Raw genomic sequence first — 12,335 nt, 5'->3', positions numbered from 1 at the left:
GAGGCCCTTTTTCGGAGCCTCCAGCCCTTGAGGGGACTGAATTACTTCAGTTCAGCCTTGGCACCGGCTTCCACCAGCTTCTTCACAGCGGCTTCAGCGTCAGCCTTGGCAACGCCTTCCTTGACGTTCTTGGGAGCGCCGTCGACCAGGTCCTTGGCTTCCTTCAGACCCAGGCCGGTGATTTCACGCACGGCCTTGATGACGGAAACCTTGTTCGCGCCGGCTTCGGTCAGCACAACGTTGAACTCGGTCTTTTCTTCTGCAGCAGCAGCGCCGCCAGCAGCGCCGCCAGCAGCGGGAGCAGCCATAGCGGCAGCGCTCACGCCAAACTTCTCTTCAATGGCCTTCACCAGGTCATTGAGTTCCAGGACCGTCATGCCGTCGAGCGCGGTCAGAAATGCGTCTTTATCGAATGCCATTTTGATTTCCTAACAATATTGGTTAACTGCCGCGCGCTCAGGCTGCGACTGCTTCGGCTGCCGGTTCTTCGGCAGAGCCTTCGCTCTTCTTTGCCGCCAGGGCGCCCAGCACAACGGCCGTACGCGAGATAGGCGACATCAGCAAGCCACACAGTTGTGCCAGCAGAACTTCCTTCGAGGGGATGTTCGCCAGTTGCTTCACACCGTTCACGTCCAGGGCCTTGCCTGCAAACGCACCACCGCGAATCACCAGCTTGTCGTTGGTTTTCGCGAAGTCGGCCACCACCTTGGCGGCGGCCACTGCGTCTTCAGAGAAGCCATAGATCAGAGGGCCGGTCATCTGGTCGGCGACAACGTCAAACTGGCTGCCAGCCACAGCACGGCGGGCCAGCGTGTTCTTCAACACGCTCAGGCTCACACCCTTGCTGCGAGCATCAGAACGCAGTTTGGTCATGTCGGCGACCGTGATGCCGCGGTATTCCGCGATCACAAGCGTTTGAGCTTTTGCGGCGAGGCTGGTCACTTCATTGATGACCGCTTCTTTCTCACTGCGATTAAGACTCAAGGTCTACTCCTTCAAATGCGCACTCGGGGCAAGCCCCTCATGCGCGCTCTTGTTGCAGCGACCAACTGTTTTGGAAATGCATCCATCTGCAGCGGGATCGCCATCTGCGTTGGCCCCGGGGGTTTAAGTGCCGCAAGGCACACCAACGGTCTTGGATGACCCGGCGCATCGCTGCACCGGCCCACCACTGAGGCACCCCGAAAGGTGTCTCAAGATTTCTTGGCTATCAGGCCGAGATGGTTTGCGTGTCGACGCGAACGCCCACACCCATGGTCGACGAAACAGCGACCTTGCGCAGGTACAGGCCCTTGCTCGAAGCGGGCTTGGACTTGTTCAGGGCGTCGATCAGCGCAGCCAGGTTGCCTTGCAGCTTCTCGTTGTCGAACGAGCGGCGGCCGATGGTGGCGTGGATGATGCCGGCCTTGTCGACGCGGTATTGCACCTGACCAGCCTTGGCGTTCTTCACAGCCGTGGCCACATCGGGAGTCACCGTGCCAACCTTGGGGTTGGGCATCAGGCCGCGCGGGCCCAGGATCTGGCCCAGCGTACCGACGACGCGCATGGCGTCGGGGGCAGCGATGACCACGTCGAAGGGCATGTCGCCAGCCTTCACGCGGGCAGCCAGGTCGTCCATGCCGACCACGTCGGCGCCGGCAGCCTTGGCTTCTTCAGCCTTGGCGCCTTGGGCGAACACAGCCACGCGGGCAATCTTGCCGGTGCCATGGGGCAGCACGACAGCGCCGCGAACCACTTGGTCAGACTTCTTGGCGTCCACGCCCAGTTGCACGGCCACGTCGATGGATTCATCGAACTTGGCGGTGGCAGCATCCTTCACCAGCGCGACTGCGTCAGCGAAAGCGTACAGCTTGGTGGACTCCACCTTGCCCTGGAGAGCCTTTTGCTTCTTGGTCAACTTGGCCATTTACACGCCCTCCACAATCACGCCCATCGAGCGAGCCGAACCAGCCAGCGTACGCACGGCGGCGTCCACGTCAGCAGCGTTCATGTCCTTCAGCTTGGTGTTGGCGATCTCTTCCAGCTGAGCGCGGGTGATCTTGCCGACCTTGTTCTTCAGGGGGTTGGAAGAACCCTTGTCCAGCTTGATGGCCTTCTTGATCAGCACAGTCGCCGGAGGCGTCTTGATGATGAAGGTGAAGCTCTTGTCCGCGAAGGCCGTGATGACCACGGGCAGCGGCAGTCCGGGCTCGACACCTTGGGTCTGGGCGTTGAACGCCTTGCAGAATTCCATGATGTTGAGGCCGCGCTGACCCAGCGCAGGACCGATCGGGGGAGAGGGATTGGCCTTACCAGCTGGCACTTGCAGCTTGATGAAGCCGACGATTTTCTTCGCCATTGAATGCTCCTTGCGGGTATAGCGCCGCCGGCCCAACCAACAACAGTTGCAGCCGACAGCTCCCCGGGGGTTAAAAGACTCTTGTGAGAACGCCCTGCACCAAGCCTAAAAATGCAGAGCCAGAGATTGTAAGCGGTAACTCAGGTTTTTTCAACCTGGGCAAATTCAAGCTCGACCGGCGTGGAGCGACCGAAGATCATCACGGAGACGCGCAGACGGCTCTTCTCGTAGTTGACCTCTTCGACAGAGCCGTTGAAGTCCGTGAACGGACCTTCCTTGACACGCACCAGCTCGCCGGGCATGAACTCGACCTTGTGGCGCGGCTTTTCCGTGCCTTCCTGCATCTGGCTGACGATCTTGCGCACTTCCTCTTCGGAAATGGGCGCAGGACGGTTCTTGGCTCCGCCCACGAAACCCGTCACCTTGCTGGTGTGCTTGACCAAGTGCCAGGTATCGTCGTCCATGACCATCTCGACGAACACGTAGCCAGGGAACAGACGGCGCTCGGTAGTGCGGCGCTGGCCATTCTTCATTTCCACCACTTCTTCAGTGGGGACAAGAATGCGACCGAACTTGGACTGCATGTCAGAGCGCGCGATGCGCTCGATGATGTTGCGCTCAACCGCCTTTTCCATGCCGGAGTAGGCATGGACGATGTACCAGCGCAGATCCGGATTGGCAGGCGCTGCCCCTCCGTCGTTCACACCCGTTTCGACAGCATCCATTACTTCCTCCAGCCCAAAATCAGGTCGTACAAGACCCACTCAAGCGTCTTGTCCGTGAACCACAGGAACAAGGCCATGATGACGACAAAGCCGAAGACGTACAAGGTCATCTGCATGGTTTCCTTGCGCGTCGGCCAGACGACCTTCTTGACTTCGCGCCAGGCATCCTGGGCAAAGCTCACGAAACGCTTTCCGGGCTCGGAAACAAGGAACGTGCCCGCAGCTGCAGCCAGGCCAACCAGCAGCACCAGCCACTGGACGATGGGCCCTTGCTTGCTCAGCAGATAGAAACCTGCGATCGCAGCAACGACTAAAGCCGCGACTGCGGCAAGCTTGGCTTTGTCAGCTCCGGAGCTGACCGTTTCAACCTGAGTAGTGGCCATAATCCATTTCTAATGCGCATCTTTTGCGCAACGCCAAGACACCGAAGCCCGCTTTGGGGCGGGCTCGTTGCGATTCCACCATCAGGTGGCAGGGGCAGTAGGAATCGAACCTACAACCTTCGGTTTTGGAGACCGACGCTCTGCCAATTGAGCTATACCCCTACGAATCAATTAGGCAATGATCTTGGCAACCACGCCAGCGCCCACGGTACGGCCACCTTCGCGGATAGCGAAGCGCAGACCTTCTTCCATGGCGATGGGGGCGATCAGCTTGACGGTGATCGACACGTTGTCGCCAGGCATCACCATTTCCTTGTCGGCGGGCAGCTCGATGGAGCCGGTCACGTCGGTCGTACGGAAATAGAACTGGGGACGGTAGTTGTTGAAGAACGGAGTGTGGCGACCACCTTCGTCCTTGGACAGCACGTACACCTCAGCCGTGAAGTGGGTGTGGGGCTTGATGGAGCCGGGCTTGCACAGCACTTGGCCGCGTTCCACGTCTTCACGCTTGGTGCCGCGCAGCAGCAGACCCACGTTGTCGCCAGCTTGACCTTGGTCCAGCAGCTTGCGGAACATTTCCACGCCGGTGACGATGGTCTTCTGGGTGTCGCGGATACCGACGATTTCGATTTCTTCGCCGACCTTGATGATGCCGCGCTCGATACGGCCAGTCACCACGGTGCCACGGCCAGAGATCGAGAACACGTCTTCCACGGGCATTGCAAAGGCGCCGTCCACAGCGCGCTCGGGCGTGGGGATGTAGGAGTCCAGTGCTTCAGCCAGGCGCAGGATGGCAGGTTCGCCCTTGTCGGACTGGTCGCCTTCCAGGGCCAGCTTGGCCGAGCCGCGGATGATGGGGGTGTCGTCGCCGGGGAAGTCGTACTTGGCAAGCAGCTCGCGCACTTCCATTTCGACCAGTTCCAGCAGCTCTTCGTCGTCCACCATGTCGCACTTGTTCAGGAACACGATGATGTAGGGCACGCCCACCTGACGGGCCAGCAGGATGTGCTCGCGGGTCTGGGGCATGGGGCCGTCAGCGGCCGAGCACACCAGGATGGCGCCGTCCATTTGAGCAGCGCCGGTGATCATGTTCTTGACGTAGTCGGCGTGGCCGGGGCAGTCAACGTGAGCGTAGTGGCGACCGGCCGTTTCGTACTCGACGTGGGCGGTGTTGATCGTGATGCCGCGAGCCTTTTCTTCAGGTGCTGCGTCGATCTGGTCGTAAGCCTTGGCTTCGCCGCCGAACTTCTTGGACAGAACGGTAGCGATAGCAGCCGTCAGGGTCGTCTTGCCGTGGTCCACGTGACCGATGGTGCCAACGTTGACGTGCGGCTTGGTACGCTCGAATTTTGCTTTAGCCATTTTTCCGACTCCGAAAAAAATCTAAATCACTACAACAGGATTTGGCGCAACCCCATCTAGCGAGCGCACCAGAGATAATGGTGCCCATGGGCAGGATCGAACTGCCGACCTCTCCCTTACCAAGGGAGTGCTCTACCACTGAGCCACATGGGCCTTGAGGCTGCCGAAGCAATCTCAAAAAACTTTGCTCGCCAACTGGAGCGGGAGACGGGAATCGAACCCGCGTCATTAGCTTGGAAGGCTAGGGTTCTACCATTGAACTACTCCCGCACAGATTGACTGCACGTCGCCATCTTTTCAGATGACTTCTCTTCTTCACCATTACTGGTGGAGGGGACTGGATTCGAACCAGTGTAGGCGTAAGCCAACAGATTTACAGTCTGCCCCCTTTAGCCACTCGGGCACCCCTCCGAAGAGATTTGAATTCTAGCACCGTTTTTTTCGTCAGAAAAATTTCAGTGCATTTTTTTCTCAGGCCACCTGGGCGATCCAAGAAAAATTGTGGTGCGGCTGGCGGGGATCGAACCCACGACCCTTGGCTTCGGAGGCCAATACTCTATCCACTGAGCTACAGCCGCTCAGGGCATCGCTGCCCTGCACAAGCCGAGCATTGTCGCATGACTTTGCCCCGGCACGTCCAAGCCCCCAGGACCCGGCGCTATTGCGCCTGCGGCACCGTGAAGCCCAACCCCCGCAGGCAGACATCCACCGCCTGCGCGCCCACCTGCTTGAGATCGAAGGCCCTTCCCAGCAGCCAGCTCTGCAGCAGGCCATCGAACATGGCGCACAGCGCGATCGAGGCCTGGGGAGCCGGCATGGACATGGTCACCGCGTGGCTTTCGGCAGCCGCGCGCAGCGCCAGCTCCAGTTGCGCGGAAAAAGAGTCCAGTGCGGCACGGTTGCGCTCCTGCACGGGCATGAGCTCGCCCACGTATTCCACCTTGAGCAGCAGGATCTCGAAGACGCGCCGCGTGCTGTCGTCATCGGCGATGCGCCCGAAGACCACAGCCATCAGGCGCCGCACATATTCCAGTGCATCGCACTCCGAATCGTCCTCGCAGTCGCCCTGGGCCGCCTGCTCCAGCGGGAGCGTGACGCGGTCCAGCATGGCGTAGAAGAGATCCAGCTTGTCCTTGAAATGCCAGTAGACCGCACCGCGCGTGGCGCCGGCTCGCTGGGCAATCTCGTTGAGCGAGGCCCGGGCGACACCCTGTTCGTAGAACACTTGCTCCGCAGCGTCCAGCAGACTGTTGCGCGTTGCAAACGCATCTTCTTTCGTTCGTCGTGCCAAGATGTATTTCCTTCCATCGTTGAGCCCGGCCATGCCACGCTACGCCATGCTTCGCGCCGCCTTGCAGCAACAGCGGTCATTATACATTCATGTATGTATGTATAATCCGCGACTTGCCCGTGGACACGGGCGTTCCGGATAGCGCTGACCGGAACGTCAACATCGTTATTTGATTCAGCACAAGGACCCATCATGCCCAGCACACGCAGCAATGTGTCAGCCGCTCCGTCCCCTTACAGCAGTCTGCGCCTCACCACCGTGGCCCTGGCCGTCACTGCCGCAATGGCCATGGCGGCCTGCGGGAAAAAGCCCGAAGAACAAGCTGCCGCGCAGCAGCAGATGCCCGCCGTGCCGGTGGGCGTGGTGGTCGCCACCCCCGCCGACGTGGGCCTTGTGACCGAACTCCCTGGCCGCGTGGATGCGCGCCGCGTGGCCCAGATTCGCGCCCGCAGCGCCGGCATCGTGCAGGAGCGCCTGTTCAAGGAAGGCAGCGACGTGAAGGCCGGCCAGGTGCTGTACCGCATCGATCCGGCGCCCTACCAGGCGACGCTGCAAAGTGCCAAGGCCACGCAGGCCCGTGCCGAGGCCAACCAGGCCCAGGCACTGGCACAGCTGGAACGCTACCGTCCGCTGGTTGCCGCCAACGCCATCAGCAAGCAGGATTTCGTCAACGCCGAGGCAGCCTACAAGCAGGCCCAGGCCGATGTGGCGGTCGGCAAGGCGTCGGTGCGCACGGCCGAGATCAATCTGGGCTACACCAACGTCACGGCCCCCATCTCCGGCCGCATCGGCCAGTCTCTGGTGACCGAAGGCGCGCTGGTCGGCCAGGGCGAGGCGACTCCGCTGGCCGTGGTCCAGCAGATCAATCCTGTCTATGTGAACTTCACCCAGTCGTCCAGCGAGGCCTTCCGGCTGCGCCGCGCGATGGAGCAGGGCAAGCTCAAGAAGGCCGATGGCGCCGAGGCTGCCAGCGTCGAGGTGCGCCTGGACGACGGCACGGCCTATGAGCTCAAGGGCAAGCTGCTGTTCACCGACCTGACCGTGGACAGCTCCACCGGCCAGGTCACGCTGCGTGCCGAGGTGCCCAATCCCAAGGGCTTGCTGCTGCCCGGCATGTATGTGCGCGTGCGCATGGAGCAGGCCCAGGCGTCCAACGCCATTGCCGTGCCACAGCAGGCGGTGACACGTACCGAAACCGGCGACACCGTGAGCGTGGTCAGCGATGACGGCAAGATCACCAAGCGGCAGGTGAAGGTGACCACGGCCCAGAACAACCAATGGCTGGTCAGCGAAGGCCTTCAGGCGGGTGAGAAGGTCATGGTCGACGGCTTCCAGAAGCTGCAGATGCTGCCGCCCGGCACGCCGGTCAAGCCCGTGCCCTGGCAGCCAGAGGCCGCAGGCGCCCAGAAGCCGGCCGGCGCGGCAGCGCCAGCCCCGCAAGCCGCAGCTGACGCCAAGCCTGCGGACCAGGCAGACAAGAAGTAATCAAGGGGCTCAGCAATGGCCAAGTTCTTTATCGACAGACCGATCTTTGCATGGGTCGTCGCGCTGTTCATCATCGTCCTCGGTGGTATCGCGCTGACCAAGCTTCCGATCGCTCAATACCCCAAGGTGGCTCCTCCAGCCATCGTCATCAACACCGCCTATCCAGGCGCGTCCGCGAAGGTGCTCGAAGACAGCGTGCTGTCCGTGATCGAGCGCGAGATGAACGGCTCGCCCGGTCTGGTCTACATGGAGTCGGTGGCCCAGGCCGATGGCACGGGCAGCATCACCATCAGCTTCGAGGCTGGCACCAACGTGGACCTGGCGCAGGTGGACGTGCAAAACCGCCTGTCGCGCGCCACGCCGCGCCTGCCTGCGTCCGTGACGCAGCAGGGCGTGCGCGTGGACAAGGCGTCGTCCAACTTCCTGCTGTTCATCATGCTGTCGTCCGAGGACGCCAAGGCCTATGACACGGTGGCCCTGGGTGACTACGCCTCGCGCAACATCGTTCCCGAAATCCAGCGGGTGGCCGGCGTGGGCCAGGCACAGCTGTTCGGCACCGAAAAGGCCATGCGCATCTGGTTCGATCCCGCCAAGCTGCAGGGCTACAAGCTCTCGGCCGAGGACGTGACGGCCGCCATCCGCAGCCAGAACGCCCAGGTGGCCAGCGGCGCCATCGGTGACCTGCCCAACATCACGGGCCAGAAGATCGCCGCCACGGTGACGGTGATGGGCCAGCTGTCTTCGATCGACCAGTTCGAGAACATCGTGCTGCGCGCCAATCCCGATGGCTCCACCGTGCGCCTCAAGGACGTGGCCACCATCGAGATCGGCGGCCAGGCCTACGCGACCTCCGCCCGCCTGAACGGCAAGGATGCCGTGGGTATCGGCGTCCAGCTGACGCCCAGCGGCAATGCGCTGGCGACCGCCAAGGCCGTGCATGCGCGCATGGAAGAGCTGCAGAAGTTTTTCCCCAAGGGCGTGAAGTACTCCATTCCCTACGACAGCTCCAAGTTCGTGAGCATCTCCATCGAGAAGGTCGCCCACACGCTGCTGGAAGCCATCGTGCTGGTGTTCCTGGTGATGTACCTGTTCCTGCAGAACTGGCGCTACACGCTGATCCCGACCATCGTGGTGCCCATTGCACTGCTGGGCACCTTCGCGGTCATGCAGGCCGTGGGCTTCTCGATCAACGTGCTGGCCATGTTCGGCATGGTGCTGGTCATCGGCATCGTGGTGGATGACGCCATCGTGGTGGTGGAGAACGTCGAGCGGATCATGAGCGAGGAAGGCCTGCCGCCGCGCGAAGCCGCGATCAAGGCCATGGGCCAGATCTCGGGCGCCATCGTGGGCATTACGCTGGTGCTGATCGCGGTGTTCATACCGTTGGCCTTCTTCGCGGGGTCCACCGGCAATATCTACCGGCAGTTCTCCATCGTGATGGTGGCCTCCATCAGCTTCTCGGCCTTCATGGCGCTGACTCTGACACCGGCCCTGTGCGCAACGCTGCTCAAGCCTGTGGAAGCCGGTCACAACCACGAGAAGAAGGGCTTCTTCGGCTGGTTCAACCGCACGTTCGCACGCTCGGCCAAGTCCTATGAGGGCTGGGTGGCCCGACTGCTCAAGCGCTCGGTGCTGATGATCGGTGTGTACCTGGCCGTGATCGCGGGCGCCGTGGTGGTGTTCCGTGGCCTGCCGACCTCGTTCCTGCCGACCGAGGACCAGGGCTACTTCATCGTCAACGTGCAACTGCCCCCTGGCGCCGCCAAGGAGCGCACGCTGGAGGTGATGAAGCAGGTGGAAGAAGCCGTGCTGCCGCAGCCCGAAGTGGCCAACATGGTCAGCGTGCTGGGCTTCAGCTTCTCCGGCCAGGGCCAGAATGCCGCCCTCGCCTTCGTGCCGCTCAAGGACTGGTCCGAGCGCAAGGGAGCGAACTCCACGGTGGACGCCATGACGGGCCGCATCATGGGCATGACGTCGGGCATCCGCGATGCCTTCGTGTTCGCCGTGAACCCGCCGCCCATTCCCGAACTGGGCAACGCTGTGGGCTTCTCGTTCCGCCTGCAGGACCGTGCCGGCCACGGACACGATGCGCTGATCAACGCCCGCAACATGATGCTGGGCATGGCCGGGCAGAGCAAGGTGCTGGCCGGCGTGCGTCCCGATGGTCTGGAGGACGCGCCCCAGCTGCGCATCGAGATCGACCGCGACAAGGCCAACGCCCTGGGCGTGGACTTCACCTCGATCAATGCCGCGCTGTCCACGGCGCTGGGCTCGTCCTACGTCAATGACTTCCCCAACCAGGGTCGTCTGCAGCGCGTGATCGTGCAGGCCGATGCTCCGGCCCGCATGCAGCCCGACGACCTGCTGCGCCTGAACGCGCGCAACGCCAAGGGCGATCCGGTGCCGCTGTCCACGTTCGCGACCACCAAGTGGGTCAAGGGCGCCCAGCAGACGGTGCGCTACAACGGCTACCCTGCCGTGCGCATCGAAGGCTCGGCCGCACCGGGCTTCAGCTCGGGCGATGCCATGGACGAGATGGAAAAGCTGGCTGCCAAGCTGCCCGAAGGCTTCGGCTTCGAGTGGACCGGCCAGTCGCGTGAGGAAAAGCTGGCGGGCTCGCAAGCCATCTTCCTGTACGCCTTCGCCATCCTGGCTGTGTTCCTGTGCCTGGCCGCCCTGTATGAAAGCTGGTCCATCCCGCTGTCGGTGATTCTGGTCGTGCCGCTGGGTCTGCTGGGCGTGGTGCTTGCCACCTTGCTGCGCAACTACTCCAACGACGTGTACTTCCAGATCGGACTGGTGACGGTGATCGGCCTGTCGGCGAAAAACGCGATCCTGATCGTGGAGTTCGCCAAGGACCTGCAGGCCGAAGGCAAGGGACTGATCGAGGCTGCGCTGGAAGCCGCCCACCTGCGGTTCCGCCCCATCATCATGACCTCGCTGGCCTTCGGCCTGGGCGTGGTGCCTCTGGTGATCGCCACCGGCGCGAGCTCGGCCAGCCAGCGTGCCATCGGCACCGGCGTGCTCGGCGGCATGATCACCGGCACCGTGCTGGCCGTGCTGTTCGTGCCCACCTTCTTCGTCGTGGTGCGCAAGCTGTTCAAGGGCAAGATCAAATCGCACAACCCGCCGTCCACACCGGCCGGCAAGGAGGCCTTGAGCCATGATTAATCGCAGTACCCCGGTGGCCATCGCCACCGCCGTGCTCCTGGCGGGATGCTCGCTCATCCCCACCTACGAGCGCCCTGCCGCTCCGGTCGCGGCGCAGTACACCCGCGCGAACGCCACCGCTGCGGCGGAAGGCGGCACGGCTGCAGCGCAGCTGCCCTGGCAGGATTTCTTCCAGGACGCACGCCTGCAGCAGCTGGTTCGCACCGCGCTGGACAACAACCGTGACCTGCGCGTGGCCGCGCTCAACATCGAGCGTGCCCAGGCCCAGTACCGGATCACGCGCGCCGACCAGTTCCCGACGGTGGGTGCAGGCGTCAACGCCAGCCGCGCCCCGAACACCACGGGCTCGGGCACCAAGTACGTCAACAGCTACCAGGTCGGCCTGGCCGTCACCTCGTGGGAGCTGGACTTCTTCGGCCGCATCGGCAGCCTGAAGGAAGCCGCCCTGGCCCAGTACCTGGCGACTGAGGAAGCTCGCCGCGCCGCGCAGACCAGTCTGGTGGCCGCTGTGGCCAGCGGCTGGTACACGCTGCTGGCCGACGAGCAACTGCTGAAGATCTCGCGCGACACGCTGCGGACCCGTGAAGAGTCGATCAAGCTGACCAAGCTGCGCTTCGACACGGGCGTGGCGTCCGAGTTGGACTACCGCCAGGCCGTCTCGCTGACCGAGGCTGCGCGTGCCACGCTGGCGCAGCAGCAGCGCCAGCGCGCCCTGGACGAGAACGCCCTGGTGCTGCTGCTGGGCCAAGCGCTGCCTGCGGACGTGGTCGCCAGCCTGGGCTCCAGCCAGGGCCTGCGCGACACGGCCGACCTGCCCGCCGTGCCGGCCGGCCTGCCTTCGGACCTGCTGACACAGCGGCCCGACATTCGCCAGGCCGAGCAGCAGCTGATCAGCACCAACGCCAACATCGGTGCCGCGCGCGCCGCCTTCTTCCCGCGCATCACGCTGACGGGGCAGTTCGGCACGGCCAGCAACGAGCTGTCGGGCCTGTTCAAGAGCGGCAGCTGGGGTTTCACCCTCGCGCCATCCGCCCTCCTGCCCATCTTCGATGCGGGCCGCAATTCGGCCAATCTGGCTGCGGCCAAGGTCGAGCGCGAAGTGGCCATCGCCCAGTACGAAAAGTCCATCCAGAGCGCCTTCCGCGAGGTCTCCGACGCACTGGACAGCCAGGGCACGCTGCGTGACCAGATCATGGCCCAGCGCGCCCAGCTCGAAGCCGAGCAGGCACGCCTGAAGCTGTCCGACCTGCGCTACAGCAACGGCGTGGCCAGCTACCTGGACCTGCTGGATGCACAGCGCACCCTGTTCGCGCTGGAGCAATCCACCGTGAGCGTGCGTCTGGCGCAGCTGCTCAACCAGATCGAGCTGTACAAGGCGCTTGGCGGCGGCTGGACCGACAGGACAGCGACAGCAGCGGCAGCCACGCCGGCTCCCGCGCCCGCGCCCGCGCAGTAAGACCAAGGCAGGCATCTGCCGCGCCCACCGCACAGAGGTGTTCTCCGCAAGGTGAACACCTCTTTTTCATGGCGCGCGGAAAGCATTTGCCATTTGCTTGATCCATCTCATGGCATATGTGCGC

The 12,335-nt window shown here is 63.1% G+C and carries 11 protein-coding genes and 5 tRNA genes; 3 read left to right on the top strand and 13 right to left on the bottom strand.

Translation table 11 applies throughout. The features are described from left to right. Positions 1 to 41: 41 nt before the first annotated feature. The 13 genes from rplL to DELCS14_RS02185 form a co-directional block, all read right to left on the bottom strand. A complete protein-coding gene (rplL, locus tag DELCS14_RS02245; protein ID WP_012202441.1) occupies positions 42 to 419 on the bottom strand; it encodes a 50S ribosomal protein L7/L12 in 378 nt (125 codons plus the stop codon). Positions 420 to 456: 37 nt separating this feature from the next. Further along, positions 457 to 984, bottom strand: coding sequence for a 50S ribosomal protein L10 (gene rplJ / locus DELCS14_RS02240; protein ID WP_012202440.1), 528 nt, complete (start codon positions 982 to 984; stop codon positions 457 to 459). A gap of 226 nt (positions 985 to 1,210) precedes the next feature. Continuing rightward, positions 1,211 to 1,906 carry a 50S ribosomal protein L1 gene (gene rplA / locus DELCS14_RS02235; protein ID WP_013800271.1) on the bottom strand — a complete coding sequence of 232 codons (696 nt, stop codon included), beginning with the start codon at positions 1,904 to 1,906 and terminating at the stop codon, positions 1,211 to 1,213. Beyond that, the gene (rplK, locus tag DELCS14_RS02230; RefSeq protein ID WP_012202438.1) at positions 1,907 to 2,338 is read right to left on the bottom strand and encodes a 50S ribosomal protein L11; all 432 of its coding nucleotides are present in this window, start codon (positions 2,336 to 2,338) and stop codon (positions 1,907 to 1,909) included. A gap of 140 nt (positions 2,339 to 2,478) precedes the next feature. Continuing rightward, positions 2,479 to 3,063, bottom strand: coding sequence for a transcription termination/antitermination protein NusG (gene nusG, locus DELCS14_RS02225; protein WP_012202437.1), 585 nt, complete (start codon positions 3,061 to 3,063; stop codon positions 2,479 to 2,481). Beyond that, positions 3,063 to 3,446 carry a preprotein translocase subunit SecE gene (secE, locus tag DELCS14_RS02220; RefSeq protein WP_012202436.1) on the bottom strand — a complete coding sequence of 128 codons (384 nt, stop codon included), beginning with the start codon at positions 3,444 to 3,446 and terminating at the stop codon, positions 3,063 to 3,065. The genes nusG and secE overlap by 1 nt, the downstream gene beginning before the upstream one ends. Before the next feature lie 86 nt (positions 3,447 to 3,532). Further along, positions 3,533 to 3,608: transfer RNA gene (locus tag DELCS14_RS02215), tRNA-Trp, on the bottom strand. A 9-nt stretch (positions 3,609 to 3,617) separates the two neighbouring features. Further along, positions 3,618 to 4,808, bottom strand: coding sequence for an elongation factor Tu (gene tuf / locus DELCS14_RS02210; RefSeq protein ID WP_013800270.1), 1,191 nt, complete (start codon positions 4,806 to 4,808; stop codon positions 3,618 to 3,620). A gap of 78 nt (positions 4,809 to 4,886) precedes the next feature. Continuing rightward, positions 4,887 to 4,961: transfer RNA gene (locus DELCS14_RS02205), tRNA-Thr, on the bottom strand. A 43-nt stretch (positions 4,962 to 5,004) separates the two neighbouring features. Further along, positions 5,005 to 5,078: transfer RNA gene (locus tag DELCS14_RS02200), tRNA-Gly, on the bottom strand. A 55-nt stretch (positions 5,079 to 5,133) separates the two neighbouring features. Beyond that, positions 5,134 to 5,219, bottom strand: a tRNA-Tyr gene (locus DELCS14_RS02195). Between the two features lie 91 nt (positions 5,220 to 5,310). Beyond that, positions 5,311 to 5,386, bottom strand: a tRNA-Arg gene (locus DELCS14_RS02190). A gap of 80 nt (positions 5,387 to 5,466) precedes the next feature. Continuing rightward, positions 5,467 to 6,099, bottom strand: coding sequence for a TetR family transcriptional regulator (locus DELCS14_RS02185; RefSeq protein ID WP_169807227.1), 633 nt, complete (start codon positions 6,097 to 6,099; stop codon positions 5,467 to 5,469). A 192-nt stretch (positions 6,100 to 6,291) separates the two neighbouring features. Here DELCS14_RS02185 and DELCS14_RS02180 point away from each other — a divergent pair, with 192 nt between their 5' ends. From DELCS14_RS02180 to DELCS14_RS02170, 3 genes are read left to right on the top strand one after another with little or no spacing between them, the layout of a single operon-like run. Next, complete coding sequence (locus tag DELCS14_RS02180; protein WP_013800268.1) at positions 6,292 to 7,584, top strand: efflux RND transporter periplasmic adaptor subunit; 1,293 nt, start codon at positions 6,292 to 6,294, stop codon at positions 7,582 to 7,584. Positions 7,585 to 7,599: 15 nt separating this feature from the next. Then, positions 7,600 to 10,755: an efflux RND transporter permease subunit gene (locus DELCS14_RS02175; RefSeq protein WP_013800267.1), complete on the top strand. Its 3,156-nt coding sequence runs from the start codon at positions 7,600 to 7,602 to the stop codon at positions 10,753 to 10,755. Next, positions 10,748 to 12,211: an efflux transporter outer membrane subunit gene (locus DELCS14_RS02170; RefSeq protein WP_013800266.1), complete on the top strand. Its 1,464-nt coding sequence runs from the start codon at positions 10,748 to 10,750 to the stop codon at positions 12,209 to 12,211. Before DELCS14_RS02175 ends, DELCS14_RS02170 begins: the two co-directional genes overlap by 8 nt. The last annotated feature ends 124 nt before the right edge of the window (positions 12,212 to 12,335 follow it).

The sequence above is a fragment of the Delftia sp. Cs1-4 genome (assembly GCF_000214395.1).
GTDB classification, from domain to species: domain Bacteria; phylum Pseudomonadota; class Gammaproteobacteria; order Burkholderiales; family Burkholderiaceae_C; genus Comamonas; species Comamonas acidovorans.
This window is presented reverse-complemented; position numbering and strand designations above follow the sequence as displayed.

What these genes read in the sequence shown, in the direction of transcription:
- tuf (WP_013800270.1), bottom strand. Translation starts at nt 4,808, where the DNA reads ATGGCTAAAGCAAAATTCGAGCGTACCAAGCCGCACGTCAACGTTGGC.
- nusG (WP_012202437.1), bottom strand. Translation starts at nt 3,063, where the DNA reads ATGGATGCTGTCGAAACGGGTGTGAACGACGGAGGGGCAGCGCCTGCC.
- rplK (WP_012202438.1), bottom strand. Translation starts at nt 2,338, where the DNA reads ATGGCGAAGAAAATCGTCGGCTTCATCAAGCTGCAAGTGCCAGCTGGT.
- rplA (WP_013800271.1), bottom strand. Translation starts at nt 1,906, where the DNA reads ATGGCCAAGTTGACCAAGAAGCAAAAGGCTCTCCAGGGCAAGGTGGAG.
- DELCS14_RS02180 (WP_013800268.1), top strand. Translation starts at nt 6,292, where the DNA reads ATGCCCAGCACACGCAGCAATGTGTCAGCCGCTCCGTCCCCTTACAGC.
- secE (WP_012202436.1), bottom strand. Translation starts at nt 3,446, where the DNA reads ATGGCCACTACTCAGGTTGAAACGGTCAGCTCCGGAGCTGACAAAGCC.
- rplL (WP_012202441.1), bottom strand. Translation starts at nt 419, where the DNA reads ATGGCATTCGATAAAGACGCATTTCTGACCGCGCTCGACGGCATGACG.
- DELCS14_RS02175 (WP_013800267.1), top strand. Translation starts at nt 7,600, where the DNA reads ATGGCCAAGTTCTTTATCGACAGACCGATCTTTGCATGGGTCGTCGCG.
- DELCS14_RS02170 (WP_013800266.1), top strand. Translation starts at nt 10,748, where the DNA reads ATGATTAATCGCAGTACCCCGGTGGCCATCGCCACCGCCGTGCTCCTG.